The 25,975-nt window shown below is 66.1% G+C and carries 24 protein-coding genes; 11 read left to right on the forward strand and 13 right to left on the reverse strand.

Annotated features, from left to right (window positions below; translation table 11 throughout):
- Positions 1-53: 53 nt before the first annotated feature.
- Positions 54-824, forward strand: a complete 771-nt coding sequence (locus tag HZ989_RS08200) for a nuclear transport factor 2 family protein (RefSeq protein WP_209320372.1) — start codon at positions 54-56, stop codon at positions 822-824.
- 457 nt (positions 825-1,281) lie between these two features.
- On the opposite strand, the gene HZ989_RS08205 is transcribed toward HZ989_RS08200, so the two are convergent.
- Together HZ989_RS08205 and HZ989_RS08210 are read right to left on the reverse strand one after the other, a co-directional pair.
- On the reverse strand, positions 1,282-1,596 hold the full coding sequence (locus tag HZ989_RS08205; RefSeq protein WP_209320373.1) for a DNA-binding protein: 315 nt from the start codon (positions 1,594-1,596) through the stop codon (positions 1,282-1,284).
- Position 1,597: 1 nt separating this feature from the next.
- Positions 1,598-1,936, reverse strand: a complete 339-nt coding sequence (locus tag HZ989_RS08210; RefSeq protein ID WP_209320374.1) for a type II toxin-antitoxin system RelE/ParE family toxin — start codon at positions 1,934-1,936, stop codon at positions 1,598-1,600.
- A gap of 127 nt (positions 1,937-2,063) precedes the next feature.
- On the opposite strand from HZ989_RS08210, the gene HZ989_RS08215 reads away from it, so the two are divergent.
- Positions 2,064-2,606 (forward strand): hypothetical protein, encoded by a 543-nt coding sequence (locus HZ989_RS08215; RefSeq protein ID WP_209320375.1) that lies wholly within the window; start codon positions 2,064-2,066, stop codon positions 2,604-2,606.
- A 223-nt stretch (positions 2,607-2,829) separates the two neighbouring features.
- Here the strand turns inward: HZ989_RS08215 and HZ989_RS08220 are convergent, their stop codons facing one another.
- Positions 2,830-5,013, reverse strand: coding sequence for a GH92 family glycosyl hydrolase (locus HZ989_RS08220; RefSeq protein WP_209320376.1), 2,184 nt, complete (start codon positions 5,011-5,013; stop codon positions 2,830-2,832).
- 96 nt (positions 5,014-5,109) lie between these two features.
- On the opposite strand from HZ989_RS08220, the gene HZ989_RS08225 reads away from it, so the two are divergent.
- A complete protein-coding gene (locus tag HZ989_RS08225) occupies positions 5,110-5,919 on the forward strand; it encodes an AraC family transcriptional regulator (RefSeq protein ID WP_209320377.1) in 810 nt (269 codons plus the stop codon).
- Positions 5,920-6,003: 84 nt separating this feature from the next.
- A complete protein-coding gene (locus HZ989_RS08230; RefSeq protein ID WP_209320378.1) occupies positions 6,004-6,834 on the forward strand; it encodes a phytanoyl-CoA dioxygenase family protein in 831 nt (276 codons plus the stop codon).
- A 125-nt stretch (positions 6,835-6,959) separates the two neighbouring features.
- On the opposite strand, the gene HZ989_RS08235 is transcribed toward HZ989_RS08230, so the two are convergent.
- The 4 genes from HZ989_RS08235 to HZ989_RS08250 all read right to left on the reverse strand — a co-directional run bounded on the left by HZ989_RS08235 (position 6,960) and on the right by HZ989_RS08250 (position 12,283).
- Entirely contained in the window at positions 6,960-8,402 is a 1,443-nt protein-coding gene (locus tag HZ989_RS08235) for an MFS transporter (protein WP_209320379.1), read from the reverse strand.
- Positions 8,399-9,241, reverse strand: a complete 843-nt coding sequence (locus HZ989_RS08240) for an alpha/beta hydrolase family protein (RefSeq protein WP_209320380.1) — start codon at positions 9,239-9,241, stop codon at positions 8,399-8,401. The genes HZ989_RS08235 and HZ989_RS08240 overlap by 4 nt, the downstream gene beginning before the upstream one ends.
- Positions 9,238-10,299 carry an alcohol dehydrogenase catalytic domain-containing protein gene (locus tag HZ989_RS08245; RefSeq protein ID WP_209320381.1) on the reverse strand — a complete coding sequence of 354 codons (1,062 nt, stop codon included), beginning with the start codon at positions 10,297-10,299 and terminating at the stop codon, positions 9,238-9,240. The genes HZ989_RS08240 and HZ989_RS08245 overlap by 4 nt, the downstream gene beginning before the upstream one ends.
- A gap of 361 nt (positions 10,300-10,660) precedes the next feature.
- Positions 10,661-12,283, reverse strand: a complete 1,623-nt coding sequence (locus tag HZ989_RS08250; protein ID WP_209320382.1) for an alpha-amylase family glycosyl hydrolase — start codon at positions 12,281-12,283, stop codon at positions 10,661-10,663.
- A gap of 217 nt (positions 12,284-12,500) precedes the next feature.
- On the opposite strand from HZ989_RS08250, the gene HZ989_RS15335 reads away from it, so the two are divergent.
- A complete protein-coding gene (locus tag HZ989_RS15335) occupies positions 12,501-12,776 on the forward strand; it encodes a hypothetical protein (protein ID WP_371812867.1) in 276 nt (91 codons plus the stop codon).
- A gap of 36 nt (positions 12,777-12,812) precedes the next feature.
- The gene (locus tag HZ989_RS15340) at positions 12,813-12,986 is read left to right on the forward strand and encodes a DDE-type integrase/transposase/recombinase (RefSeq protein WP_371812868.1); all 174 of its coding nucleotides are present in this window, start codon (positions 12,813-12,815) and stop codon (positions 12,984-12,986) included.
- A gap of 335 nt (positions 12,987-13,321) precedes the next feature.
- Here HZ989_RS15340 and HZ989_RS08260 read toward each other — a convergent pair whose 3' ends face one another.
- From HZ989_RS08260 to HZ989_RS08270, 3 genes are read right to left on the reverse strand one after another with little or no spacing between them, the layout of a single operon-like run.
- Positions 13,322-14,932, reverse strand: a complete 1,611-nt coding sequence (locus tag HZ989_RS08260; protein ID WP_209320383.1) for a sodium:solute symporter — start codon at positions 14,930-14,932, stop codon at positions 13,322-13,324.
- A complete protein-coding gene (locus HZ989_RS08265; protein ID WP_209320384.1) occupies positions 14,929-15,906 on the reverse strand; it encodes an ester cyclase in 978 nt (325 codons plus the stop codon). Before HZ989_RS08265 ends, HZ989_RS08260 begins: the two co-directional genes overlap by 4 nt.
- Entirely contained in the window at positions 15,903-16,631 is a 729-nt protein-coding gene (locus HZ989_RS08270) for an SDR family NAD(P)-dependent oxidoreductase (RefSeq protein ID WP_209320385.1), read from the reverse strand. Before HZ989_RS08270 ends, HZ989_RS08265 begins: the two co-directional genes overlap by 4 nt.
- A 214-nt stretch (positions 16,632-16,845) precedes the next feature.
- Here HZ989_RS08270 and hisD point away from each other — a divergent pair, with 214 nt between their 5' ends.
- Genes hisD through HZ989_RS08295 form a run of 5 tightly spaced genes read left to right on the forward strand, consistent with a single transcriptional unit; the run spans position 16,846 to position 21,795 of the window.
- On the forward strand, positions 16,846-18,150 hold the full coding sequence (gene hisD, locus HZ989_RS08275) for a histidinol dehydrogenase (RefSeq protein WP_209320386.1): 1,305 nt from the start codon (positions 16,846-16,848) through the stop codon (positions 18,148-18,150).
- A gap of 3 nt (positions 18,151-18,153) precedes the next feature.
- A complete protein-coding gene (locus HZ989_RS08280; RefSeq protein WP_209320387.1) occupies positions 18,154-19,191 on the forward strand; it encodes a LacI family DNA-binding transcriptional regulator in 1,038 nt (345 codons plus the stop codon).
- Positions 19,188-19,886: an alpha/beta fold hydrolase gene (locus tag HZ989_RS08285; protein ID WP_209320388.1), complete on the forward strand. Its 699-nt coding sequence runs from the start codon at positions 19,188-19,190 to the stop codon at positions 19,884-19,886. Before HZ989_RS08280 ends, HZ989_RS08285 begins: the two co-directional genes overlap by 4 nt.
- Entirely contained in the window at positions 19,883-21,037 is a 1,155-nt protein-coding gene (locus tag HZ989_RS08290; RefSeq protein ID WP_209320389.1) for a cobalamin-independent methionine synthase II family protein, read from the forward strand. Before HZ989_RS08285 ends, HZ989_RS08290 begins: the two co-directional genes overlap by 4 nt.
- Positions 21,034-21,795: an HpcH/HpaI aldolase/citrate lyase family protein gene (locus HZ989_RS08295; RefSeq protein ID WP_209320390.1), complete on the forward strand. Its 762-nt coding sequence runs from the start codon at positions 21,034-21,036 to the stop codon at positions 21,793-21,795. The genes HZ989_RS08290 and HZ989_RS08295 overlap by 4 nt, the downstream gene beginning before the upstream one ends.
- A gap of 66 nt (positions 21,796-21,861) precedes the next feature.
- On the opposite strand, the gene HZ989_RS08300 is transcribed toward HZ989_RS08295, so the two are convergent.
- The 3 genes from HZ989_RS08300 to HZ989_RS08310 form a co-directional block, all read right to left on the reverse strand.
- The gene (locus HZ989_RS08300) at positions 21,862-24,129 is read right to left on the reverse strand and encodes a TonB-dependent receptor (RefSeq protein WP_209320391.1); all 2,268 of its coding nucleotides are present in this window, start codon (positions 24,127-24,129) and stop codon (positions 21,862-21,864) included.
- 120 nt (positions 24,130-24,249) lie between these two features.
- The gene (locus tag HZ989_RS08305) at positions 24,250-24,870 is read right to left on the reverse strand and encodes a hypothetical protein (RefSeq protein ID WP_209320392.1); all 621 of its coding nucleotides are present in this window, start codon (positions 24,868-24,870) and stop codon (positions 24,250-24,252) included.
- Positions 24,867-25,940, reverse strand: a complete 1,074-nt coding sequence (locus HZ989_RS08310) for an ester cyclase (RefSeq protein WP_209320393.1) — start codon at positions 25,938-25,940, stop codon at positions 24,867-24,869. Before HZ989_RS08310 ends, HZ989_RS08305 begins: the two co-directional genes overlap by 4 nt.
- Positions 25,941-25,975 lie beyond the last annotated feature (35 nt).

A 25,975-nucleotide genomic window follows, 5' to 3' on the forward strand; every position in this document is an offset into this window, starting at 1 on the left:
TAGCGATTGGTTCAATATCTCAATATAACGGCATTCGAGCCAAAGGATAATCAATGACGCCGAAAGAAATTATTATTCGCGCTATGCGCGCTATTTTCACAGACTTCGACGTTGAGGTAGCCCGGTCTCTCGTGGCGGAAGACTACAAACATCAAGGTGTCCCCGTTCCCAAGGGAGCCGCTCCTATTCTCGCTATCATCCCGGCTCTGCAAACGAGCGGAATCAAGCTCTCAATCCATCGGGTGATCGAGGAAGGCGACATGGTTGCCTTGCACGTCACCTATGAGCACGCCCAGGCCCTCGGAAGCGACACCCTTGTCGGGTTCGATGTCTTCCGGGTCGCCGACGGGCGCGTGATCGAGCATTGTGACACCCTTCAGCCCCTTGTCACCGAGACGGTGTCCGGGAACGGGATGACGGACGGCCCGACGGAGATTGTCGACCGCGACAAAACTCAGGAAAACAAGGCTCTGGTCGAACGCTTCGTTCGGGATGTGCTCCAGGGCGCGGCTCCCGAGACGGTGACGTCCTATATCTCGACCACCTCCTATACGCAGCACAATCCCGGTGTCGGCGACGGCCTCGAAGGTCTCGGCGCGGCGATGGCGGCCTTTGCGGCGGCGGGCAAGGCCATGAAGTATGAGCGCACACCGATCGTCGTGGCCGAAGGCAATTTCGTCTTCACCGCCTCGGAGGGCCTGCTCGGAAGCACGCCCACGGCCTTCTTCGATCTTTTCAGACTGTCGGATGGCTTGATCGTCGAGCATTGGGACGCGATCGGACCCATCCCCGAGAAAAAGCCGTCCGGCAGCGACCGGGCCTGATCCGGGCCGCCTGCCTGTCTGGCGGCCGACCGGATCCTGCACGTCCTTCGCCTCGGCCGACATCGAACAGGCAGAAGGCAAGCCCCGCCGCATCCTCGAGGTCCGGAACAAGACCGTCCGGCTCGACCCGCAGGCGATGGGGCGGTTCGAGCGGCAGTTCGGGTAGGGACGTCAGGCCAGTACGACTGCCCTTGTCATCCCGGCCGCAGCGAAGCGGAGAGCCGGGACGGCAGCCAACGGGCGCCCTCGACGCCCGGACGGCCCGAAGGGCCGAGCCGGGCGGCCGGCCGGGCCGCACGGAAGGCCCGTTTCGCGGCCACCCGTCTCCCGGACAGCCGCTTTGCGCCTTCCGGGAGGATCTTTCAGGGAACACTGCCCGTCCCGGATCGCCGCTGCGCGTCGTCCGGGATGACAAACGCGGTTCAAATTGCCTCGCGGCATCGCCGCCCATTCCCGTCTACGCCGCCCGCACCTCCAGCGTGATCCCGGATCGCCGCTGCAGCGCCCCCACGATGGCCAGCAGGTTGCTCGCGGTCGGATTTCCGCGCGGCCCCAGCATCCGCATCAGGCTCTTGGCGGGCGTCCCTGTCTCCTCGGCCAGATCGTGAAAGCCGATGGTGCCGTTGATGAAGTCACGCAGCACGTCCTTGCCGGTCTCCAGATCGCCTTCCAGCAGCGCGGTCGCGGCCTCGGCCAGCAGCGCCTGCCGAAAGGCGGGATCACGGGTCAGGCGGGCCTGAACAGTGTCTCGAAAGGAGCGGGTGAGGGCCATGTCAGCTTTCCTTTATCCTTGCCTTGAATGCCGTCCACCGGCGTTTCGCGGCGGCAATGTCCTCATCCTGTCTGCGCTTGGTCCCGCCGCCAAGCAGCAGGATCAGTTGCTCGCCGTGCCGTGCGAAATACACGCGATAACCCGGACCCGTGTCGATCCGATACTCCAGCACGCCTCCTCCCACCCCCTTGGCATTGGAGTGCGCCCCACGAGCGAGACGGCTGACCGCAACACGCACCCTGGCCGCCGCGCCTGCGTCCAGGCCGTCAAACCATTCCGCGAAGGCGTTGTATCCGGAGGCGTCAATATACTCCTCAATCAACCGGTCTGATGGTAACATATACGATACCGCGATTCAAGGCGCGAGGGTGGGGTGGGGTTTGCATCATGAGACCCGAACCAGATCCTCTGCAACCGCAGGTTCGCCACGTCCGATTCTGACGCACCCGCATGCCACACTGCCCCGCATGACCATGCGCCATCAGATCAACCCCGACGACCTCGACGGTCTCGGCGGCAATATGTGGGACCATATCCGGCGGGAGTATCTGTCGGGGGTCAAGGCGGCGCACATCTGCCAGAAGTGGGGTATCTCGCTCAGCTCGTTCCGGATGCATGCGCGGGCCGGGAAGTGGCGGCGGATCGATCAGCCGATCGGCGATGTGCTGCCGGAGGCGGGCGAGTTCCACCCCGACGATGAGGTCAGTTTCGCCGACCTCGCCGACCAGGCCTTCCTGAACATCCGCCGCGCCCTGGGCATGGGCCGGGCGTCGGAGGCCTCGACCTGGATGCGCGTCTATGACCGGCTCTGCGACCGCGCCCGCGCCCAGGTCATGGCCGACCTGCCCGACATCGTCGCTCCGGCGATCGCGTGCAAACGGGAGCCGCTGAGGTTGGTCGGGGATGGGGAGGGGAACCTCAACGATTTGAACGCAGTGGCAGAAGGTTCCGGCACGGACTCACAGGAATTGGACTCCTTGCACCCGGTTTTTTCGGAGTCCAGTTCCTAGGCCGTCGGCATCGCCCGCCGCCCGATCGGGTTCAGGCTGTACCAGACGACGAAGCCGATCATCTTCACACCGTGATCCAGCAGGCGGACAGGTGCCGTCATGCGAACGCGACAGGGTCTCCACCCGGCCTGGCGCTCCCAATTCTGCTCGGCCGCCTTGCTGGACTACGACCCCTCGGTCCCCGCTCGGGGCGGCGAGCGTACCACCCGGCGAATGATCCATATCATTGGACGCGGGGGCTCTGCTGGGAGGGCCGGTGCCAACTGGACGTGACGGCCCCCTCGTGCGCGGGGGCCGAACAGGGCAGGGCGAGAGCGCGGCGAGCGATCAGGTCTTCATGGGCGATATCGGACGGCACCGCGACCGGGGTCGTCTCGCATCGGATCGTCACCGGTCCCACGCCCGGCGCAGCGATGACGGCCTGTTCGACCAGCGGCGCGCCCAGAACATAGCGGCCGCTGGAGGGTACGGCGGGATAAAGACCGAGGGTGGCGAAGACGTACCACGCGCTCATTTGACCGGCGTCGTCATTGCCGATCACGCCGTCGGGCTGGTCCAGATAGAAGCTCTCGGCGATGCGGCGCACCAGGGCCTGGCCGGTCGCGGGCCGATCGGTCAGGGCGTAAAGCCAGGCGACATGGTGGCTGGGCTCATTGCCGTGGGCATACTGGCCGATCATCGCCTCCTGCCCCAGGAAGGCCGCGCCCTCGGTGGGCGGCAGTCCGAAAAAGAAGGTGTCCAGTGTCTCCGCGAAGGCGGCCGGGCCGCCCAGGGCGTCGCGCAGCCCCTCGGCATCGAACAGGGCCGGGGTCCAGAGGTACTGCCAGGCGTTGGCCTCGGTGTAGTCGCCGGGGTTGTTGAGCGGCGAGGTGGGCTTCAGGGGATCGAACGGCGTGCGCCAACGGCCCTCGCTGTCGCGTCCCCGGGGCAGCCGCGTCTCCGGATCGATCAGGGCGCGCCACGTCCGCCTGCGCGCGGCGAAACGGTCGGCGATCTCTTCGCGGCCCAGCGCGCGCGCAAACCGCGCAAGGGCATCGTCGCCGATCCCCGCCTCCAGCGTGCGCGACACGGCCTCGCCCTCGACCCGGTCGAAGGGCAGGTATCCATAGCGCTCCAGGATCGACCACTCCGACAGATGATGATCTTCGGTCTGGGTGCGGATCATGGCATCGAGCGCGCGATCGGGGTCGAAGCCGCGAAAGCCCTTGGCCCAGGCATCGGCGATGACCGGCAGGGCGGGCTCGCCGATCATCGTGCCGGTCTCCCCGCCCCAGATGGTCCACATCGGCAGGCGGCCGGCCGCGTCGGCGTGGTCCAGCAGGCTGTTGACGAAGTCGTCCACCCGCTCGGGCGCGACCAGGGTGAACAGCGGATGCGAGGCGCGGAAGGTGTCCCATAGGGACAGGGTCGAATAGCGCGGCCCGTCGGCCTGGCGAATCTCGCCGTCGGGACCCCGCCACCGGCCGTCCGCGTCCGTGATCAGGCTGGGGTGGATCAGGGCGCGGTAGAGGGCGCTGTAGAAGACCCGCTTGCGGGAGTCCGGTGCCTCGATCCGGATGCGCGACAACATCGCCTCCCAGGCCGCATCGGCCTCCGCCGCCGTCTGGTTGAAGGAGTGATCCTGCCCGGACTCGAGATTTCGCCGCGCACCCGCAACATCGGTGGTGGACAGGGCCGCCCGCGCCTCAAGCGTGCGGTCGTCCCCGACGTCGAAGCCCAGCAGGTAGCGATCCGCGAGATCGCCCGCCCGGGGAGCCAGTCGCCGCGCCTCGGCGACGGGGCGATCGAACTCGACCACGAAGGCGACGGTGCGGGTCGTCCAGTTGCGTCGTCGCGACACGCCCTCGACTCCGTTTTCGGTCACGCGGGCCTCCGACGACAGCACGGGCTGCCGGTCCATAAAGTTCAGGCCGTGCTGCAGATCGACCAGCACCCACACGCGGCCCGGGCGCGCGAAGGTGTAGCGGTGCCGGGCCACGCGCTCGCCGGTGGTCAGCTCCACCCGCACGCCGTTGTCGGCCAGCTCCACCGCATAATAGCCGGGACGCGCGCTTTCGGTGGTCTTGTCGTAGGTGCTCGCCATGTCCTCGCGCGGCTCCAGGCCCGGCTGCAGCAGGACGTCGCCCAGCTCCGGAATGCCCGTGCCGCTCGCGCGGGTCTGGGAGAAGCCCAGGATGCGCGGGGCGCGGTACTGGTAGCCTGAGGTGTACTCCCAGCCCCGGTCTGCATTGTCCGGTCCGGGCTGCACCATGCCGAACGGCCAGGCCGGACCGGGGAAGGTGTGGCCGGTGCCGTCCGTGCCTATGAAGGGATTGACGAAAGACGTCAGCGGTTGCGCCGCGACCGGCGCGCCGACACCCAGGAAGATGCAGCCGATGATGAACGCCAGGGTGGAGCGCATGGTCATCCTCCGTCCGTCTACCGGTCGATCCTAGGGCAGAGTGGATGTCGGCGCAGGCCCTATCCTGTTGCAGTGACGGGCCAAGGCTGTAACTATCTTGTCATGGACCGCGCCCCCCTCTGCGAACCCGTCCGGCTGGCTCCGGGGGCGGCCTTGCGGGTCGAGACGGTCGCGCTGGGTCCTCAATCTCCCGCGAACGCCCGGCTGAACCACTTCCACGATCTGGCCGAGATTGTCCTGTTCGAGCGCATCGGAGGTCAGCTGATCCTGGGCGAAACGCCCGTCGAGCTTTCAGACGGCATGGCGGTCTACATTCCCCCGCTGGCCTATCACGATTTCGCCCTCGCCCCCGGGGCCAAGGCCTGGAGATTGATCCAGTTCGACCCGACCCTGAAGCGCGGGGGCGTCACGGTGCCGACGGTGCCTGTGGCCGCGCGTCCCGGAGCGCCCGCCTGGACCGCGCTGATCGCCCTGTCGGACTGGCTGGCCGATGGCGCTGCGACGACGCCCGGAGCGGCGGCCGGGCTGGAGACGGTGTTGTGGATCATCCGGGACCTGCCGCACCTCCAGGCCGCTCAGGGCGTCGAAGGTCCCGAACGCTTCCGCGCGCTGGTGGCACGATTGCAGGATGATCCCCGTGGTGCGCCCGACCTGACCGGCGCGGCGACGCGATGCGCCCTCTCGCCGGCCTATTTCTCCCGCCGTTTCCAGGCCGCGTTCGGTGTCGGCTACGCGGCCTATGTCGAAGGCCTGCGGCTCAACCGGGCGGCGCGCAGACTGCTGGAAGAGGCCGCGCCCGTCTCATCCATCGGCTATGAGGTCGGCTTCGAGTCGCCGTCCTATTTCACCGAGCGGTTCCGGCGTCGGTTCGGGACGACGCCGTCGGAATTCCGCGCCCGCGCCGATCGCTGAACGCAAGGAGGTGACAGGCGTTCGCCGGGCCGGCTGCAGCGCCGGGCGGCGCCGGGCTGAAGGCATCGGGACTAGACTGCCGCCATGACCGAGACCCTCGATACCCCCCTGCATCTCTCGCCCGGGCAGATCGCAGCCTACCGCGAGACCGGGTACCTGCGCCTCGCCGACGCCCTGCCTGCCACTGAACTGGAAGCCTATGGCGCGGAGATCACGCGGCTGACGCTGGCGCTGAACACCCAGACCACACCGCTCGAGGAGCGCTCCACCTATGACCGCGCCTTCCTGCAGGTGATGAACCTGTGGCGTCACTCCGAAACCGTTCGACGCTTCGTGCTCGGCCGGCGTCTCGCCAGCGTGGCGGCACAGTTGATGGGGGTCGAAGCCGTCCGCCTCTATCACGATCAGTCGCTCTACAAGGAGCCGTCCGGCGGCTTCACCCCGGCCCATGCGGACCAGTACTACTGGCCCTTCGCTTCGGACCGGTGCGTGACCGTCTGGGTGCCGCTCCAGCCCGTGCCGCTCGACATGGGCCCCCTGGCCTTCTTCGCCCGCAGTCATCGCGAGGCCTTCGGTCGCGACCTGGAGATTTCCGACGAAAGCGAGCGGCTGATCACCGAGGCGATGCAGGCACGCGGCTTTGCGCTGGACGAGACCCCGTACGCCCTGGGCGACGTCAGCTTCCATGCCGGCTGGACCTTCCACCGGGCCGGACCGAACCACAGCGACCGGCCACGCTCGGTGATGACCATGATCTATATGGACGCGGACATGAGGGTGATCGAGCCGAGCAATGCCATGCAGGCGGGGGATCTGGCCCAATGGATCCCGGGCGTGAAGCCCGGCGACGTCGCCGCGTCCGAGATCAACCCCATCATCTGGGCCGCCGATGATGCGGTGGCGACCTCGGCCTGAGACTGGAGCCGGGCTCGCCCACAGGCGACCAAAGTCACCGATCATCCCCGACATCCGGCTGCGCAGGGCGGCCGGATGTTCGCTGACCCGGCGAGCAAAACCGGCGCGTCGTCGAGGATATCGCCTCAAGCCTTGCCCGGCAGAACCGGCTCGGCGGCCCCGCCGCCGCGGCCCTCCTGTCGCATCTTTCGAAGGTCCTGCTCGATCCGGTGCAGCAGGGTCGGATCGAGCTTGTAGAGCGTCATGCAGGCGGCCGCGCCGAGAAGCAGGAAGCCCGGCGCGATCCAGGTGATGATCCTGAGCCCCGACAGCGTCTGGGCGCTCTGCTCGGCATTCGCCGCGAAGCCGGTCGATGCGAGGATGTAGCCCGGGATTGCGGCACCCAGGCCGCTCCCCAGCTTGAGGATGAACAGGGAGCTCGACACCGTCAGCCCGGCGGTGTTGCGGCCCGTTCGCCACTCGCCGAACTGGACGCAGTCGGTGAACATGGCGAACAGCAGCGTCAGGGCGACGCCGAAGGTCATCATCCCCAATCCATGCAGCACGAGCGCGGGCGCGAATTGATCGGCGGTGAGGAAGAAGCCCGCGATCAACAGCACGCCGTGAATGGCATTCATGCCGATCATCAGCCGGATCTTGCCGAAGCGGCGGGTCAGGCTCGGTGCCGACAGCGTTCCCAGGATCTGACCGATCACGCCCAGGGTGATGAAGACCGAGAACCGGTCCATCCACAGGAACACAGGCCCGGCCACATCGGCGGGTCCGGCTGTCATGAAATACTTGAGGTAGAGCGCCAGCGATCCGAGGCGCGTGCCCAGCCCGACGACGAGGAGGACGCCGCCGATCGAGAGCACCACCCAGGATACGTTAGAGAAAAGAGCGCGCAGATCGTCCTTGACCCCCGAGGCTTGCGCTGCCTGCGGGGCTGTCCGTTCCCGGGTCGTCGCAAAGGTGATCCAGGTCAGTGTCACGGCGGCGACGCCGAACAGGATCGACGCCCAGAAAAACCCCCTGGCCTCGTCTCCGGCGCCGAGCCAGTCGACCAGCGGCCTCGCCGTGGCCCCGACCACCAGTGTGCCGAGACCCGCGAAGATGAACCGATACTGGGTCGCCTTGGTCCGCTCACTCGCGCTGGGCGAGATCACTGCGAGCAGTGCCGAATAGGGAACGTTGACCAGCGAGTAGCCGAGCATCGCCAAAAGATAGACGACGTAGGCGTAGATGAGCTTGCCGTTGTCGGAGAGATCGGGACCGGCAAAGACCAGAATGGCGGTCAAACCATAAGGCAGCGCACACCACAGCAGATAGGGCCGATAGCGCCCCCAGCGCGACCGGGTCCGGTCGGCGAGCAGTCCGATCGCCGGATCGGTGATGGCATTGATGATCTTGGTCAGCAGCAGCATGGTCGCGACCGCCGCCGGCGCAACGCCGTAGACATCCGTCAGGAAGTACAGGGTGAAAAGGCCGAAGAACCCGAGGTAGAGGTTCGCCGCCATGTCTCCGACGCCGTAGCCGACCTTCTCGGTCGCGCACAGGCGCTCGTCGGGGCGCCCGGAATCCTCCGTCATCTCTCCCTCCCGCCGGTGATGGACTGCTCTCGCCTCGGCGCGGATCGGCCGATCGTGTCGAAGAACTTCAGCGTCCGCACGAATGCGCTCGACCAGTAGTCCCAGTTGTGGCCGCCGCTGAGCGGCTCGTAGCGATGGTCGATCCCGGCCCGGGTGAGACGGCCGGCGAGCCGCTCGACGCTCGGCCTCAGCACATCCGCATCGCCGCAATCGAACCGGATCGGCGGCGTCGCCCCGGCCCTCGCGGCATAGAGTTCGGCGATCGAGACCGGCACCGTCGGCTCCGTCGCGTCGGACAACAGGTCTTCAATCGTGAAATGTCGGAAGTCCCCGGAATCGCAGATCGGCGAATGGGCGCTGACCGCGCGGAACGTGTCGGGATGAAGCGCGCCCAGCCGCAGCGCGCCGAAGCCGCCCATGGACAGTCCAGCGAGGTAGATCGGAGAGGCGGCGCTCATGTGCGGGATTCGCGAGCGAGCCAGCGCGATGACGTCGTCGGCGATCCAGTCGCCGAAACGCCCGGCGGCGCGGTTCAGATAGCCCGATCCGTCGCCGCTCAGCCCATCGCTCGGCATTACCAGGGCGAAGTCACCGATCTTGCCGCCCGAGCGCAGCCGGTGATAGATCCGGTGCGCGCCGCCCTGAAACGCCCAGGACCATGCGCCGCCATAGACCCCGTGCAGCAGAACGATCACCGGAAGATCGCTGGTCGGGCACCCGGCATTGTAGATCACCACGTCGGCGCGGCGTCCCAGCGCGGGCGAGCGGACTGTGCAGAAGCTGAAGCCCTCCGGTGCGAGGTCGGCGTCCGAGACTTCCAGAGTGGGAAAACCGGTCATGCCGTGCGGCCCTCGCCGGCATGCGGATGGAGCACCGCCTTGGCGATGCGCCCCGCGGCGAGGTCGTCGATCGCGGCCTCGAGCTCGGCCAGGGGATAGGCGCGGGAGATCATCCGATCGAGCGCCAGGGCACCGGACAGATAGTGGTGTTGAAGAAGCGGAAAGTCGCGATCCGGGTCGCACTGCCCGTAGAGCGGATTGATGTAGGTCTTGTCCCATTCGAACAGGGTGCAATCGAAAGGCACGGTCTGCTCGACCCCGCTGACCTGGACGGCCGTGCCGCCATGCCGGACGAGCGCGAGCGGGGCCGGTGCCAGGGCCGGGACGCCGGTGCATTCGAAGGCGAAGTCCGCTCCGCCCGGGATGAGGGCGTTCAGGCGCTCGCTCAGCCGGGACAGACCGGGGTGCGCGGGATCGTTGAGCAGGGTGTGCGTGGCACCCAACGCGCGGGCTCGGGCCAGCCGGTCCTCCGCGATATCGATGGCGATGATCCGATCCGCCCCGGCGATCAGGGCGGTCTGGATGACGTTGAGCCCGATCCCGCCGCAGCCGAGCACCGCGACCGATGCGCGGGGCGGGACCCTGGCCGCATTCATCACCGAGCCGAACCCCGTCATCACCGCACAGCCCATGATCGCTCCCGCCTCGAACGGGACCGTGTCGAACAGAGGCTGACAGGCGTCCTCCACCACCATGGCGAACTCGGCCATTGTGCCGAGGTTGAACGCGCTCTGAACGGGTTCTCCGCGATATCGCACCGCAGTCGCTCGCGGCTTGCCTGACCGCCCGTCGCCATTGGCGGGAGAGCTGATTTCGCACAGCGGCATGAGACCGCGCTCGCACATGGCGCAGGTCCGGCATGGGATCGCCCAGTTCAGGACCACCCGATCGCCGACGCGCAGGCGCGTGACCTCCGCCCCGACGGCTTCCACCACGCCGGCCCCTTCGTGTCCCACGATGAAGGGGCTTTTCCACGTGCGGATTGCGTCCACGTCCGTGTGGCACAGCCCGGCGGCCATGATGCGGACGACGACTTCCCGGCCCTCTGGCCGCGCCATCTGGACGTCAGACAGCGCAAAGCCTCCCTGGCCATCCGCGACGATGGCGTTGCAGGTCCGCGGCCAGGGCTCACTGTCCGGACGCGGCCCGGTCATGAAGCGTCGGACGCGAGGCGTCGGTCATGGAGTCGCCCAACCACCCGCGCAGCTGTGACCTCATTGATGACGAGCGGCACGGCGTGGGTGTGTGGCATGGCCTCGCGTCCGGAATACTCTTCCTGGCGAGACCCTAGTGGAACGCGCAAGCGGCGGCCGTTCGAAATCCTATCGCATTCTTGTCACCGGACTGTCCCGGCCGGTGGGTGGCCTTGGGGGTCGAGCCGGAGGGATCGGGGGTCGCAAGCAGGCTGAAGGCCTGGGATCAGGATGCCCGGAGCGCTCCGGAAAACGGTTCGATCAGCCACGCGCCGTCTTCATATCTCACGCCTCCGATCATCACATCGGCCGGCACCGCCATCTCGATGGGGAGCGACATGGCAACGGAACGGTCGGAAAAATTGACGCCGCACCATGCTGCCGCGCCACCCGCAGTCCGGCGGACAAGCAGAAGCGTATCCGGGGGTGAGGGAAGAAACTTGATCGATCCTCGCAGCAAGGCGGGACTGGATGACCGTAACTGCATGACCCTGCGGAACAGGTTCAGGATACTGTCAGGGTCGTCGTCCTGTGTCGCGACGGCCAGGCGGCGGTGTTCATCGCCGAGAGGCAGCCAGGGTTCCCCGGTCGAGAAGCCGCAGTGCGGGCCGGCCGCCGACCAGGGCATCGGCGTACGGGCGCCGTCGCGCTGGCTGCCGTTCGGATAGTTGGCGATGGACTCGGGATCGACCAGTCGGTCGAAGGGGATGTCGACCTGAGGCAGGCCGAGTTCCTCGCCCTGGTAGATGAAGATCGCCCCGCTCAGCGACGCCTGCAACAACAGCAGCAGCCGTTCGATCCGACCTTTCGGCGCGGCCAGGTTGCGCCATCGGCTCGCGACCCGCGCGCAGTCGTGGTTCGAGAACGCGAACCCCGGATAGCCGGCGTCGGGGTCGCCGCTCCACCGCTCGACAACGGATCGGATGTGAGCCGCGTCAAACGCCGAGGCACCGATGAAGTCGAAGCTGTAGGCGGACGAGAGCCGCTTCGAACCCGACGTGTAGTCGACCATCGTCGCGTGAGGATCCGATCCGCCCACCTCCGCGACCGTGAAGAATTCCTCCCCGGCCGCGCTTCGCAACTCGGCGGCCAGCCGTTCGATCAGCGGGATCATTTCAGGCTGTGACATGCTGTAGACATGACGTTGCATGTCGAACGGACGGGATGCTTCGGACCTTGCCGGGCCGGGGGGGTTGTCGCGCAGCCGCCGATCGACCATGCCCAGATTGAGCGCATCGAGGCGGAAGCCGTCGACCCCGCGTTTGATCCAGAACGTCCCGACGTCGACCAGCGCGTCGACGACCCGGGGATTGTGAAGATTGAGCGTCGGCTGCTGCTTCAGAAAGTGGTGGAGGTAGTACTGCCTTCGCCGACTGTCCCAGGTCCAGGCCGGGCCGGAAAACACCGACTGCCAGTTGTTGGGTGGCGACCCGTCGTCCCGGGGGTCGGCCCAGACGTACCAGTCCGCCATCTCGCCCGATGTCGATCCGCGGCTTGCCGAGAACCAGGGATGGAGATCCGACGTATGGCAGTAGACCTGGTCGATGATGACTTTCAGACCCAGGGTATGGGCGCGCGCCACCAGCGCGTCGAAGTCGTCCATCGAACCGAAGATGGGATCGACGCCGCGATAGTCGGAGACGTCGTAGCCGAAGTCGAGCATCGGCGAGGTGAAGAAGGGAGACAGCCAGATCCCGTCCACCTTCAGGCTTGCGACATAGTCGAGCTTTTTCGTGATCCCCGGCAGATCGCCGATCCCGTCGCCATTCGTATCGAGAAAGCTTCTCGGATAAATCTGGTAGATCGCGGCTCCATGCCACCACGGCGTTCTGACCGGATCATAATGCATGAGAACGTCTGCCGCCCGTGGTGAGAGCCGAGGCGCTCGTCAGACCACCTCCACTCGCGAGACTAGACGAACGGCGTGGACGCGCTCGGTCAAACACTGTCGCTTTCGTGCGACTGGACGATGGCTTGATCGCGAATGCCTCGACCAGGTGCTGTCAGGCGAACGCCAAAAGGTCTTCGGTAGCTCGGCTGCAAGCCGCTGGCGGAGAAGATGTTTCGTGAAGCCGATTTCGTTTAGCCAGCACCGGTTCCCGGCGGACGTCATCCGCCATGCCGTCCGGCTGTACCTTCGCTTCAGCCTCTGCTTTCGCGACATTGAGGAACAGATGGCGCGGCGCGGGATCGAGGTCCGCTACGAGACGATCCGATGTCGGGCCATCAATTTCGGCCCCTTGATCGCCCGGCGGCTGAAAAAGCGGCGAGGGGCCCCGTCGCTGCGCTGGAACCTGGACGAGAGGGTCTGCTGGCTCGGCGGCAAGCGGATGTATCTCTAACGCGCGGTCGACGATGAAGGCGAGGTCCTCGGCCTCATGGTCCAGCGTCGGCGGGACACAGAGGCTGCTTTGAAGCGGCTTGACCGGCTGCTTCACAACCAGCCGGTCAAGCCGCAGACGATCACGACGGACGGCTTGGCCTCCTATGGCGCGGCGCTCGATGTCCTGGATCTGAGGCATCTGCCTCGACCCGGCCGGCTACCGCGTTGAGAACTCCCATCTGCCGATCCGACGACGGGAGCGGCAACAGCAGAAGATCAAATCCCAAGCCTCAGAGCTGAGCTTCCTCACGACCTAGGCGGCCATCTACAACACCTTCAACATCCAACGCTATCTGATCAGCAAACCGACCCTTCAGCGTTTCCGGGCCCAGGCCGATGACGCCTGGGCGGCCGTCGTGACCTGATCGAGGAACAGGAAGGGCAACTTGCGCCTTGGGGAAGTCAGCCTTACGGTGCCGGGGCCGTCCAAGGAGGACAGAACCCGTCTTCCTGTCCGCCATCGCCCTCGCGGCGACTGTGCTCTTCTGGCTATGGGTCCTGAGCCTAAGAACCGATGAGGCGTTCAAACAGGGCGAGCCCGCCAATCGTCGCGCCGAGATACACGATCAACCAGAGACTCTGGCGATCGATGCGGCCGGGCACGGTGCTCCATCCATCGATCGCGGTCGGAGCCCCGGAGGCCTCGAACCGTGCGCGCTGGCCCGGGATGGAATAGGGGGACCATTCGGCCTGCTTGCCGGTCAGGAGGCGGCTGGCGATCCAGCCCACCGACATGGTCGCGCCACCGCCGATGAGGCAGTACCAGGGCCAGGCGATCTGGGTCATTGTCGCAACTGCCCAGATAACCATGAAGCCGACGAACACCCCGACCAGCAGGCCGCGCTCGGTGGTGTGCCTGGAGAAAAAGCCAAGGCCGTACATGCCCAGCTTGGCCCCCACGAAATAGCTGCCGATCTTGGACAAGACCTCCAGGATCGAGCCCGAGGAGTTGGCATAGAGGATAGCCGGCACGATGATGATCGCACCCCAGACCAGGGTCATCACCCGGGTTGCCGCGAGATAGTGGGCGTCGCCCGCCCCCTTTCGAAAGTACCGCTCGTAAAAGTCGACGACGCTGGCCGTGGCCATGCTGTTGAAGGCCGAGCTGAGTGTGGACATCGAGGCGGCAAGGACGGCCGCAGCAAGGATGCCCAGCAGGCCCGGAATGCCCGAATCGAGCGCGAACTGAAGGATGATCTCGTTCGTGTTCTCGAACGGACGCCCTTGGTAGTATCCCCAGGCCAGGACGCCGATGAAGAAGAACAGGAAGTAAATCGGGAAGGCGGCGTATCCCATCAGGAGATACGACTTCTTGGCGTCGCCGATGGACTTCGCGCCCAGCGTCCGCTGCACCATCATCTGGTTGGCACCATAGACAGTGACGTGGAACAAGGTCATTCCGATCAGACCGGACCAGATTGTGGTCGGGATGGTCGCGTCCAGGGTTGGATCGATCGCGCTGAGCCGCCCCGCGGCCTTGAGGTTGGCGAGGACCTCGCCGATCGGTTCGGGCATCAGGACGATCATCGCCACCATGATGACGATGGCTCCGCCGAACAGGACGACGGCCTGGAAGACGTCGGTCCAGATCACCGCCAGCATGCCGCCCATGGTCGTATAGATCAGTGCCAGGATGGTGATGGCGACGATGGCCCAGGGGATTGGAATGCCCGTGATGAACTGCAGCACGAGCGCGGTGGCGTACAGGATGGCACCCGTCGACAGGCCCTGGGTCACCAGGAAGATGGTCGACATGACCGCCCGCGACGTCGCTCCAAAGCGCTTCTCCTGGTACTCATAGATCGAGGCGACGCCGGAGTTGTAGAAGAAGGGCAGGAAGAACGCGGTCACCCCGAGGATGACGATCGGATAGTTCAGATGGATGGCGAGAGCCGCCAGACCGTCGGAATAGGCCCAGGCCGGCGCACCCAGGAAGGACAGCGCGCTGATGTAGGTGGCGATCACGGACACACCGATGGCCCACCAGGGGGTCTTGCCGCTGCCGACGTTGAACTCCTTGGCGGTCTTTACATTGCGGCCGAGCAAGAAGCCCATGACCAGGTTGGTGGCTATGAAGACCAGGACAATGCCCCAGTCCAGCGGGGAAAAGGTCATCCGAGGTCTCCGAAGATATCGTGGCCGGACTGCAGCATGACGTGGGGCACGTCGATGAAGACCCAGTTTTCCTTCAGGGCGTCGCCTTCGCGCCGCCACCAGTCCATGACCCGCATGGTGATCTGACGGCCGGTCCCCGGCACGCCGAGCCAGGGGCCGGCGTGGGTGGCGGCAATGCTGGGCCAACCGGTGGAGGCGACATAGGCTCCATCGGCAAACCGCGCCTTGTGATTGCCCCCGACGCGGTCGGGGAAGGCCGTCAGGAAAGGCTGCTGATGAAAGCGCTGGAAGCCCTTCAGGCCGCGGTTCGAGCCAATGCCCCCGGGCCCATACCAAAGCATTTGCGGGCTCCAGTACTGCTCCATGCCCATCCGCTTCAGATCGCCCTCGGCGAACTTGTGCAAGCCGAAGATCATGGCTTCGACCAGGGCCAGGGAGGCGTCGGTCTCGGTCTGCGAGGCCGGATCGAAGCGGACGCCGTCCTGGGTGATCGGGGCGGGGAAGATGTCCGGCACGCCGGCGGGCGGGGCGGGCAGGGGGTTGATCCCGGCCTGACGCATCAAGTCGATCAGATCGTGGATGGCATAGACCTCGGCGATGCGGTCGCCCTCGATCCGGTAGAACTCGCCGAAGCGCAGGTTAACCAGGCCGTCGGTCGCGGGGATGCCCAGCCAGGGGCCGCTCATCGTGCCCTCGAACACGCCGAGCGCGCAGACCCAGTCAGCGTCCTTGAACTGCCCGGCCATCAGGGCATAGGTGCGGCGTTGCAAGTCGGGGATGGCGGCGCGCAGCGGCCCCAGAAGGCCGGCGATCAGTCCCTCTGCACCGTGAAGGTCGTTCATCGGATGGACGGCGTGGAAGACGGTGTCGTGTCTCAGGGCTGCGCGCCACAGGGCTGTGGCCTCGGTCGGGTCGGCAACGTCCAGGCGCTGGAACAGGGTCCAGATCAGGCGTTTACGGTCAGCATCGGTCATTGGGCGGTCCAGCCTCCATCGACGAGCAGGCTGGAGCCCGTCACCAGCGAGGCTGCGGGCGACAACAGGAAGACGCAGGCCGCCGCCACCTCGGCCGCCGTTCCGACGCGACCCAGAGGGATGCGATCCAGCACGAACTTGCCGAAGGCTTCGTCGGCCAGCATGGGGGCGGTCATGGGCGTCTCGATGAAGGTAGGTGCGAGGCTGACGACGCGGACGCCGTGGGGTGCCAATTCCACGGCTGCGGCCTTGGTCAGCCCCTCCAGGGCGTGTTTGGTCAGGCAGTAGACAGTGCGGCCGGGCGAACCGACGTGTCCCATCTGGGACGTCATGTTGACGATGACACCGGATCCCTGGGCCACCATCACCTTCGCCGCCGCCTGGGCGGTCAGGAAGGCGGCGCGGACGTTGAGCGCCAGCATGCCGTCCAGTGTCTGGACATCGACCTGGGTAAAGGGTTGGGGACGGTTGAAGCCGGCGTTGTTCACCAGACCGTCCAGCCGCGGCAGGCCGGCGACGCGGCCGGAGAAGGCGGGGTCGGTGACGTCCATGGCCCAGGGCTCGATCCGGCCCGGGCACAAGGCGGCCAGGTCGTCGAGATCGGCGGCCGAGCGGGCGACGGCGATGACGTCTCCGCCAGCGTCCGCGACGGCCTTTGCACAGGCGTAGCCGAGGCCACGTCCGGCCCCGGTGATCAGAACGCGAAGGCCTGTCAGGTCGCTCACGAGGTGTGGGGGTTCTTACGAGCGCCGCGTCTCGCCATCGCGCCACCCGCCACGTCCGTGGCACAGTCCGTTCTTCGGGACACTGTCGGCAGAAACCGGTTCATCGCACCCTCCGTGCATTCGAACGCCTCTTGCATTCGAATGCAGCAAATCTAGACTGCCCTCAATTCGAAGTGGCGCGCAAGCTCCCAGAGCGATCCAGGAGGAAGTCTCGATGGCCCGTTGGCTGAAAGAAGGTCGCTCGGTCGAAGCCGTCAAGGCGGACAGCGCGAGCGTGCGCGAAACCGTCGAGCGGATGCTGGGCGACATCGAAGTCGAGGGGCTGGAGGCCGTGCGTCGTTACTCGCGCGACCTCGACAAATGGGACCGCGAGGATTTCCGGCTGAGCGAGGACGAGATCCGCGCCGCCTACGCCGCCCTGCCCGAGCGCACGGTCGACGACATCCGCTTCGCCCAGGCCCAGGTCCGCAACTTCGCCCAGATTCAGAAGGATGCGCTGAGGGACGTCGAAGTTGAGACCTTGCCGGGCGTGATCCTCGGCCACAAGAACACGCCAGTGAATGCGGTCGGGGCCTATGTCCCGGGCGGCAAGTATCCTTTGGTCGCTTCGGCGCATATGGGGGTGGTCACGGCCAAGGTGGCGGGCGTGAAGCGTATCCTGTCGGCGGCACCGCCCTATGGCGGCCAGGCCAATCCAGCCATCGTCGTAGCCCAGCACATGGCCGGCGCGGACGCAATTCTGGCTCTGGGCGGAGTGCAGGCCATCGGCCTGATGGCATTGGGGGCGAAAGGCGCGGCAGGCGGCGACATTGAGCCTGTCGACATGCTGGTCGGGCCCGGCAACGCCTTTGTCGCTGAAGCCAAGCGCCAGTTGTTCGGTCGGGTCGGCATCGACCTGCTGGCCGGCCCAACCGAGACCCTGGTTATTGCCGACGACAGCGTGGACGGCGAACTGTGCGCCGCTGACCTGCTGGGCCAGGCTGAGCATGGACCCAATAGCCCTGCGATCCTGCTGACCACCTCCGAGAAACTGGCGCGCGACACGGTCGCCGCCATCGAGCGTCAGCTGGAGTGGTTGCCCACCGCGCCGATCGCCTCGGTCGCCTGGCGCGACTATGGCCAGATCATCCTCGCCGACAGCGATGCGGAGATGGTCGAGATCGCCGACCGGATCGCGTCCGAACACGTTCAGGTGATGACACGCGACCCCGGCTACTTCCTGGCCAATATGACCAACTACGGCGCATTGTTCCTGGGGCACCTGACCAATGTCAGCTATGGCGACAAGGTGATCGGGACCAACCATACTCTGCCGACCATGCGATCGGCGCGCTATACGGGCGGGCTGTGGGTGGGCAAGTTCATGAAGACCTGCACCTACCAGAAGATACTCACCCCGGCCGCCAGCGTCATGGTGGGTGAATACTGTTCGCGCTTGTGCGCCATTGAAGGGTTTGCGGGCCACAAGGAACAGGCCGATATCCGGGTCCGCCGCTATGGCCAGAAGGACGCCGCCTGACCCATGGCCCCACGCGACCCTGAACGCCGCGCCGGCCGCGCCACCAGCTATGACGTCGCCAAGGTGGCCGGAGTGTCCCAGTCGGCTGTCAGCCGAGCCTTCTCACCCGGCGGAAGCGTATCCCGGGAAACGCGAGAGCGCATCCTGGAGGCCGCGCGCGGCCTTGGTTATCGGCCGAACGCGATCGCGCGCGGATTGATCACGCGGCGATCGAACCTGGTAGGGCTGATCCTGCCGGCGATGGCCAGCCTCTACTATCCCGAGATCATGGTGGAGATCACTGCCGAGGTCGCGCGGCGCGGGGCGCGGGTCCTGCTGATCACGGTCGATACCGCCGCCGAGGTCGGGGCGGCCCTGGAGGGCCTCTGGAGTTTTCAGGTCGACGGTGTGATCGCCGCCACAGCCATGACGGCCACCCAGCTCGAGGACTTCGAGCTGCACCGGACGCCCGTCATCTTCTACAATCGGCCGCCGCCGCACCATGCCGGGAACTCGGTTGCTGTCGATCAGGTCGATGGCGAGAGCCGACTGGTCCAAAGGCTTTGGCAGGCCGGGCACCGTCGCTTCGCCATGATCACCGGCCCGGATGATTCAGAAGTCGCACAGCAGCGCGCCGCGGGTGCCCGCACGACACTGGAGCGACTGGGCGGTTGCATCACTGCCGTCACGCCAGGCGACTACCGATACGAAAGCGGGATCGAGGCCTTTGGCCGCCTGTGGTCCGAAGGCGAGGGGTTCGACGTCGTCCTGTGTGCGAACGACGCCATGGCCCTGGGCGCCATGGACGCCGCCCGGCTCAAGCACGGGCTGCGCATCCCGGAGGACGTTTCTGTCGCCGGTTTCGATGGCTTCAACGCCGGTCGCTGGCTGGCCTATCAGTTGACCACCGTGCGCCAGCCGATCGGCGCTCTGGCGGCGGCCGCGGTCGAGATGCTGTTCGCGCGGATCGCGGATCCCGACATGGCACCCGAGCGTCGGTTGTTCAGCGGCGAGATCGTGCCGGGACGGTCGGCCAGGCTGGCCCCGAGCGGCGGAGGGTGATCCCGGTCGTCCTGGCCCCCGGGCTGTTGTGTGATGACCGGCTCTGGTCGTTGGTCCGGCCGATGCTGAAGGGCGAGGTGGTCATCGTGGATTTCACCGACGATGAGACTATCCATGCGATGGCTGACCGTATCCTGATGGAAGGCCCGGATCGGTTCGTTCTGGCGGGGTTTTCCATGGGCGGGATGGCTTCGATGACGGCAGCAGCGCGGGCCCCGGACAGGATCGCTGGCCTGGTCCTGATCGACACCCATGCAGAGCCAGAAACACCCGACCGCTCGACGCGTCGGGCACGCCAGATCGCCACGGCCGACTCTGGTGGGTTCGAACGGCTCGTGCGCGAAGAACTCAAGCCGGTCTATTTCGCCGATGCGCACGGGCGCGGCGGCGAGCGCCGATTGGTATGGAACATGGCACTGGACGCAGGCGCGCCACAGTTCAGGCGACACGTCGAGGCGCTGATGGCGCGGCCGGACCCTGGCGCGATGCTCGGCACCCTCACGATGCCGGTGACCGTGGTCACGGGCGAGGCAGACACTTTGGCCCCGCCCTTGGCGGCGCGTCATCTGGTGGAACGGCTGGCCGATGCCCGCCTCGTGCTCGTCCCGGACTGTGGGCACATGGCACCGCTGGAGGCCCCTGCCGTCGTGGCCGCCGAAATCAACCGCCTGTGCTGCAAACCGGAGTTCGCATGAAGACCTCTAGCGACCGTATCCTGACGACCCATGTGGGAAGCCTGCCTCGCCCGGCCCTCGTCGCTGACGGTCTTTTCGCGCGCGAGGGCGAAAACCCGGACTTCGACCCGGCAGCCTTCTCCGGTGTCGTCACAGACGCAGTCGCCACCGTCGTGGCACGCCAGGTCGACATCGGCCTGGACATCGTCTCGGACGGGGAGATGAGCAAGATTTCGTACGCGACCTATGTGAAGGACCGGCTCAGCGGCTTCGGCGGCGACAGCCCGCGACGCGCTCCCCAGGATCTGGAGCAGTTTCCGGGCTTTCTGGCCCGCCAGGCGTCCGGTGGCGGCACACCGACCTATCGTCGGCCCATGTGCATCGGCCCAATTGCGGTCATAGACAACGGCCCGCTGGAGGCGGACATTGCCAACATGACCGCCGCCGTCGAGGCTTCGGGGCCCGGCGAAGCCTTTCTGAACGCGGCCTCTCCGGGTGTGATCGCCCTGTTCCAGCCCAACGGTCATTATCCGACCCAGGACGCCTATCTGGAGGCGCTTTCAGCGGCGATGAAGAGCGAATACGATGCCATTGTCGCGGCCGGTTTCGTCCTGCAGATCGACAGCCCGGATCTGGGCGTCGGCCGCCACATGATGTTCAAGACTCTTCCCGAGTCCGACTATGTCAGGGCCTGCGAGGGGCATCTGGAGGCATTGAACGCAGCGCTCAACGACATTCCCCGCGACCGGGTGCGGATGCATGTTTGCTGGGGGAACTATGAGGGGCCGCACCACTGCGACGCGCCGTTCGACACCGTCTTTGGCCTGGCCCGACGGGCCAAGGTGGGTGCCATCCTGTTCGAGGCCGCGAACCCGCGCCACGGCCACGAATGGACGTGGTTCATGGACAACGCCCTGCCCGATGACCTCATGATCATCCCCGGTGTCATCGATTCCACCACCAATTTCATCGAGCACCCCGAACTGGTGGCCCAGCGGATCGAACGCTATGCCGGACTGGTGGGGCGCGAGCGGGTGGTGGCGGGGGCTGACTGCGGGTTCGGCACTTTCGCCGGCTTTGGTCCGGTTGATCCCGACATTGCCTGGGCCAAGCTGGGCGCGCTGGTGGAGGGCGCGGCCATCGCCTCGGACCGGCTGTGGAAGTCACGATGAGCGTCGCCGCCGACTTCAAGATGCGGCTGGTTGCGAGCGAGCCGCTGTTGGGCACCTTCGTCAAGACGCCGCACCCTTCGGTGGTCGAGATTCTGGCTCAGACATCGCTCGACTGTCTGTGCCTGGATGCCGAACACGCGCCCTTCGATCGCGTCGATCTCGATCGCGGGATCATGGCGGCGCGGGCGGGCGGGATCGCCGCCCTGGTCCGCGTCGCATCGGGCGCTCCGCACGAAATCCTCAATGCGCTGGACCTCGGCGCGGTCGGTGTCATCGTTCCCCATATCCGGTCGCCGCAGGAGGCCGAAGCGGCGGTTCGGGCCTGTCACTATGGCGCTGGAGGACGTGGCTATGCCGGCGGCACGCGGGCGTCCGGCTATGTCAGCCCGGCGATCGGCCAACGCCTGATCCAGACCCGCGCAGAGACGAGCGTCATCCTCCAGATCGAGGACGTCGAGGCGCTCGACCACCTTGACGCCATCGCGGCGGTGGCCGGCGTGGATGCGATCTTCATCGGCCGGATCGACCTGACGGTGGCGCTGGGTGAAACTGATCCGAAGGCGGAAAGAGTCTTGACGGCGGTGTCGGAGATCGTTGCCGCATGTCGCGCCGCCGGTCGTGCGGTTGGCATGTTCACCCCGGACCTGGGCGAGATCGCGCGCTGGCGAGCCGAAGGGGCCGGCCTGTTCCTGCTGGGCGCGGATCACGGCTTCATCCGCGGCGGTGCGACCCAGCTGCGGGCCGACGTCGGCTTCTGAGCGTCGGGCAAGGAAAAGGGGCGGCCGAAGCCGCCCCAGTGTACTCAGGGTGTAGTGTCGAGTTGATCAGTAGGCCGCGCTCAAGCGAATCCCGTACATGCGCGGCGCGTCATAGCTCTGGTTCAGGCCGCGCGACCCGAATGTGGCGCGGTTCAGTGTGACTTCGTCGCCAATGTTGTTGGCGAAGACGTCGAACCGGTAGCGCTCGCTGGCGTCGACCCAGCTGAGGCGCAGGTCGACCTTGGCAAACGCCTCCTGCAGGTCAAGCGAAGTGTTGGTGTCAGTTAGATAGTAATCATCCGAATATAGCACGGTCGCCTGAGGAGTGATGACCGATCCATCGCTCAGGACGAAGTCATAACCGATCTGGCCGGTCAGTTTCATGCTGGGACTGTAAGGAACGTCATTGCCTGTGTAGTTGAGAAACCCGGTGTAGTTGGCCGGTGCCGGGACGTTGCGATAGTCGTCGTACTGGGCTTCCATCAGCGTGGCCGAGAAGGCGATATTGAGGTTGTCGATCGGCACCGCTTGAACCTCGACCTCAAGGCCGTGGCTGTGCGCCTTGGCGGCATTGAGGATTACCGAGGTGGTCGTGGTGCCGGTTGGGGTGACGATCAGGAACTGGTTCTGGACCTGCAGGTCCTCGAACTCATTGCGATAGGCCGAGAGGTTGATCTGCAGCCGGTCGTCCCAGAAGCGGTTCTTGGAGCCGAGCTCATAGGCGGTGACCGTCTCGGGCCCGAAGGCTCCCGGCAGGGCCGGGTTGGTGAAGAAACCCGCGTTGAACCCCCCCGAGCGGAAGCCCGTCGAGATCGTTGCGTACAGCATGTTGCCGTTGTCGAGATGATACTCGGCATTGGTCCGCCAGGTCGTCTCGCTGAAGGTGAAGTCGAACGCTTGCCCGGTCGGGGTGACAGAGGTGAGCCGTTGCGAGCCGTTCGTTGTGGCGTTGGCCCGGCGGATGACTTTCTCGTCTTCGGTGTAGCGAATGCCGCCGGTGACGCGCAGGCGATCGGGGATCAGCCAGTAGGAGGCCTGACCGAAGACGGCGTTTGATGTGGTCTCCGGCAGACCGGCGGCGAAGGCGCAACCCGGCGTGTCGCGCGCCAGAGTCGGACAGCTGGAGAAGAACGAGGCCGTCACGTCCTCGTTGAAGTAGAAATAGCCCACGATCCAGTCCAGCGGACCGTCGCCGTTGGAGGCCAGCTGGAGCTCCTGGCTGAGGCTCTCGAGCACGTCTTCCTGCCCATCGACCGAGCCGAGGCGCTGCGAGAAATCATTGTCGGCGTTCCGGAAGACTTCGTACTGGGTGTAGCCCGTGATCGAGCGGAACATGACCGGACCGAAGTCATAAGAGACGTTGGCGCTCCAGGCGTCCTGGGTCAGGTCCTGAACCAGCTTGGTGTCGCCGCCGTAGAAGAGTGGATCGGGGTTGATCGGGATGCCCTCGGTCAGAGGCCGGCCGGTGCGCGGCAGGTCATACCGCAGCAGATAGGGCCGGCCGTTGATGTCGAAGCTGCCCGTGGTCGGGTTCACGAATATGCCGCCGACCCGGTAGCCGAAGGCCGCGCCGCCGGTGCCCTGCTCGGTCCAGTGGCTGTAGCGCAGTATGGCCTCGAGCTGTGGAGTCGGGGCGAAACGGACGCCCACGCGAGCGTAACTGGTGTCACGGTTGAAGATATCCAGATCGTCGGTGACCCCTTCGACATAGCCGTCCATGGTCTCGCGAAGCGCAGCGATCCGGAGTTGCAGCATGTCGTTGACCGGGACGTTGACGAAACCGTCGACGGCTAAGCGGTTAAAGCTGCCGACCGTCAGGCTGGACCCGGCGTCGAACTCCGTCGTCGGATCGTTGGTCGAAATGGCGATATTGCCGCCAAAGGTGTTGCGTCCGTAAAGGGTGCCCTGGGGGCCGCGCTGAACTTCGACGCGGGCGACGTCCACGAAGGGCTCGTTGGCCTGGGAGGCGCGGCTGCGATAGACGTTGTCGGTGAAGTAGCCGATCGAGGGATCGCCTGAGACGCCCACGTTTTCGGTTCGGACGCCGCGGATCGCAGGTCGGGCGTCGGAGCCAGACCTTCCGAAGGTGAATCCGGGTGTCAGGACCTCGACCCGAGACAGGTCGCGGATGTCGTTCTTCTGGAGCGTTTCCGAAGAAAGGGCCGTGACTGCCAGCGGCACATCCTGAAGATTCTCGGCGCGGCGCTGTGCTGTGACGACGATATCCTCGACGCTCGAAGTCTCCGGGTCCGGTGCCGTCTGTGCCATGGCGGGCAGGGCCGCCAGGGTCAAAACCGCAACCGAAACACCCACCAAGCCGTACTTGTTCGCCATCGTGATAGCCCCCTTAGCTGTCCGTCTTCGGATCACAGAATTTCAGACTGCATTCGAATGCCAAGCTTGTCCACGGGTTTTGCATTCGAATGCAGAAAGGCGTCGCTATTCGGTCACAGTTTACGCCGGCGAGGCCTGGAATCGGGGCGTCCACAGTCTGCGCACGTCCTGATCCAGACCTGTCTGATCGTGTTTGCGAATCACAGTCTCGCGGTCGATCAGCAGGATCGCCCAACACTGGCGGGGGATCTGCAGCCGCCCGACCTCACCCTCGATCATCACCAGGGCCGCCGTTCTGGCCGCGTCGCTCGTGGCTCTGAGCACCAGAGGACGGACCCGTTGCATCGCCAGGTCGCGCCACGTCCCGGCGTGTCCTGCGATCATCGCTGCGCCGTCCCGGGTCAGGCCGGGATGATCTGCGGCATCGAACCGCAGCTCTCCGTTCGCCTGGGCCAGGTCCGGATCGGCCGGAATGTCGATCCGGGGCTGCAGACCCGTCCTGACCCCGCCTTCTCTCACGACCCATGCGCGCGACACGCCGTGATCGGAGCACTCCAGCCACACTATCCCGTGCGGTATCACCTGGATTCGGACGCGATCGGTTTCCAGCCAAACCTCCGCTTCATCCAGGGCGAAATCCGCGAGGATCTCCCCGACGTCTTCGCGGCCGTAGAGGTCAAGGCCCCCCCCTTCCAGCCGGCACGTCTGAAGTCCACCCGATGGACTCGGCAAGCGGGTCATGCGCCAAGCCCGCCAGCCAGTTGCCGCAGGATCGCCAGTTCGTCGAACACTGTGAAATCCTCCACGATCCGACCCCGTCGCAAGCGGTAGTGGGAGACCCCGAGGACCAGGAGATCCCGACCCGTCGGAGGTCCATAGACGCCGGTCCGGACGTGGCGTCCCGCCAGCGTCCAGCGCAGCGCGACCGCGACTTCGCCGTCCGGCAGACCCGTCGCCGCCCAATGATCGACGACGACCCGTGGGTCGGCGAGCGCGCCGGTCAACTGATTGACCGCTCCGATCCAGCCACCGCGTCCAAACCATCGGCGGCCCGAGGGCCATGTCCCTTCGGCGGCGACCGCCAGAGGGGATGCTGCGTCGCCCAGTTGGCTCCCGTTGATCGCGAGTTCCAGCATCGCGATCGGAGCGGCGGCGGGATGATCGGAGGATGGAGGGGGGGCGAGCGCCGTGCCCCGGCGGACGCGTTCCAGATCCGCAATGCGCCAGAGGTGCGCCTCAGGGTCGACCGCCCTGTCGGCTTCTGCCTGGGAGCGGGCCAGACCCCAGACATCGAGACCCAGCTGGCGCACCAGGCCGGCGTTGTCGCGCACCAGCCATTCCTCGATGATGCGGTTCTCCTTCACCAGGCAATCGGCGATGGTCATCACCCGGGCGCGACGGCCCGTCGCCGGACCAAAGGAATCGTCGCCCAGATGTGTCATCAAGCTGACGATCCGGTGTGAGGTGTGAAACAGGCCAGGTGAGTCTTCGCTCCAGATCACGTCCTCGCCGATCAGGGTGCGATCGGGGAAGGCCGCAAGCGTCGACAGGGTGTTGGCCACCACCGCTTCGACCCCGCTGACCGGCCCGGCCAGAGTATGGATGCGGCAGTCCGCGCCATAGTGGGAGCGGCACAGGCCGACATTTTTTTCCTCCCAGATCCGGTGCGTGCAGCGGATGATGTAGTCGACGATGTCGGAATAGATCGGTTCAAAGCCCTCCAGCGCCTGTCGCCGCGGCCGAAGTGCCAGCAGGTCCTCGATTGACCTTCCGGCGGGGGACGGGGCTGTCAGGTCAGGAGACCAGGGCATGACGATCTCCGGCGGAACCCGGGAGGGATGTGAAA

Source organism: Brevundimonas sp. AJA228-03 (genome assembly GCF_017795885.1).
Taxonomy (GTDB): domain Bacteria; phylum Pseudomonadota; class Alphaproteobacteria; order Caulobacterales; family Caulobacteraceae; genus Brevundimonas.

Coding starts and splice junctions, on each gene's coding strand:
- HZ989_RS08200 (WP_209320372.1), top strand. CDS start 54: ATGACGCCGAAAGAAATTATTATTCGCGCTATGCGCGCTATTTTCACA.
- HZ989_RS08205 (WP_209320373.1), bottom strand. CDS start 1,596: ATGGCCCTCACCCGCTCCTTTCGAGACACTGTTCAGGCCCGCCTGACC.
- HZ989_RS08210 (WP_209320374.1), bottom strand. CDS start 1,936: ATGTTACCATCAGACCGGTTGATTGAGGAGTATATTGACGCCTCCGGA.
- HZ989_RS08215 (WP_209320375.1), top strand. CDS start 2,064: ATGACCATGCGCCATCAGATCAACCCCGACGACCTCGACGGTCTCGGC.
- HZ989_RS08220 (WP_209320376.1), bottom strand. CDS start 5,013: ATGACCATGCGCTCCACCCTGGCGTTCATCATCGGCTGCATCTTCCTG.
- HZ989_RS08225 (WP_209320377.1), top strand. CDS start 5,110: ATGGACCGCGCCCCCCTCTGCGAACCCGTCCGGCTGGCTCCGGGGGCG.
- HZ989_RS08230 (WP_209320378.1), top strand. CDS start 6,004: ATGACCGAGACCCTCGATACCCCCCTGCATCTCTCGCCCGGGCAGATC.
- HZ989_RS08235 (WP_209320379.1), bottom strand. CDS start 8,402: ATGACGGAGGATTCCGGGCGCCCCGACGAGCGCCTGTGCGCGACCGAG.
- HZ989_RS08240 (WP_209320380.1), bottom strand. CDS start 9,241: ATGACCGGTTTTCCCACTCTGGAAGTCTCGGACGCCGACCTCGCACCG.
- HZ989_RS08245 (WP_209320381.1), bottom strand. CDS start 10,299: ATGGCGCGGCCAGAGGGCCGGGAAGTCGTCGTCCGCATCATGGCCGCC.
- HZ989_RS08250 (WP_209320382.1), bottom strand. CDS start 12,283: ATGCATTATGATCCGGTCAGAACGCCGTGGTGGCATGGAGCCGCGATC.
- HZ989_RS15340 (WP_371812868.1), top strand. CDS start 12,813: ATGGTCCAGCGTCGGCGGGACACAGAGGCTGCTTTGAAGCGGCTTGAC.
- HZ989_RS08260 (WP_209320383.1), bottom strand. CDS start 14,932: ATGACCTTTTCCCCGCTGGACTGGGGCATTGTCCTGGTCTTCATAGCC.
- HZ989_RS08265 (WP_209320384.1), bottom strand. CDS start 15,906: ATGACCGATGCTGACCGTAAACGCCTGATCTGGACCCTGTTCCAGCGC.
- hisD (WP_209320386.1), top strand. CDS start 16,846: ATGGCCCGTTGGCTGAAAGAAGGTCGCTCGGTCGAAGCCGTCAAGGCG.
- HZ989_RS08280 (WP_209320387.1), top strand. CDS start 18,154: ATGGCCCCACGCGACCCTGAACGCCGCGCCGGCCGCGCCACCAGCTAT.
- HZ989_RS08290 (WP_209320389.1), top strand. CDS start 19,883: ATGAAGACCTCTAGCGACCGTATCCTGACGACCCATGTGGGAAGCCTG.
- HZ989_RS08295 (WP_209320390.1), top strand. CDS start 21,034: ATGAGCGTCGCCGCCGACTTCAAGATGCGGCTGGTTGCGAGCGAGCCG.
- HZ989_RS08300 (WP_209320391.1), bottom strand. CDS start 24,129: ATGGCGAACAAGTACGGCTTGGTGGGTGTTTCGGTTGCGGTTTTGACC.
- HZ989_RS08305 (WP_209320392.1), bottom strand. CDS start 24,870: ATGACCCGCTTGCCGAGTCCATCGGGTGGACTTCAGACGTGCCGGCTG.
- HZ989_RS08310 (WP_209320393.1), bottom strand. CDS start 25,940: ATGCCCTGGTCTCCTGACCTGACAGCCCCGTCCCCCGCCGGAAGGTCA.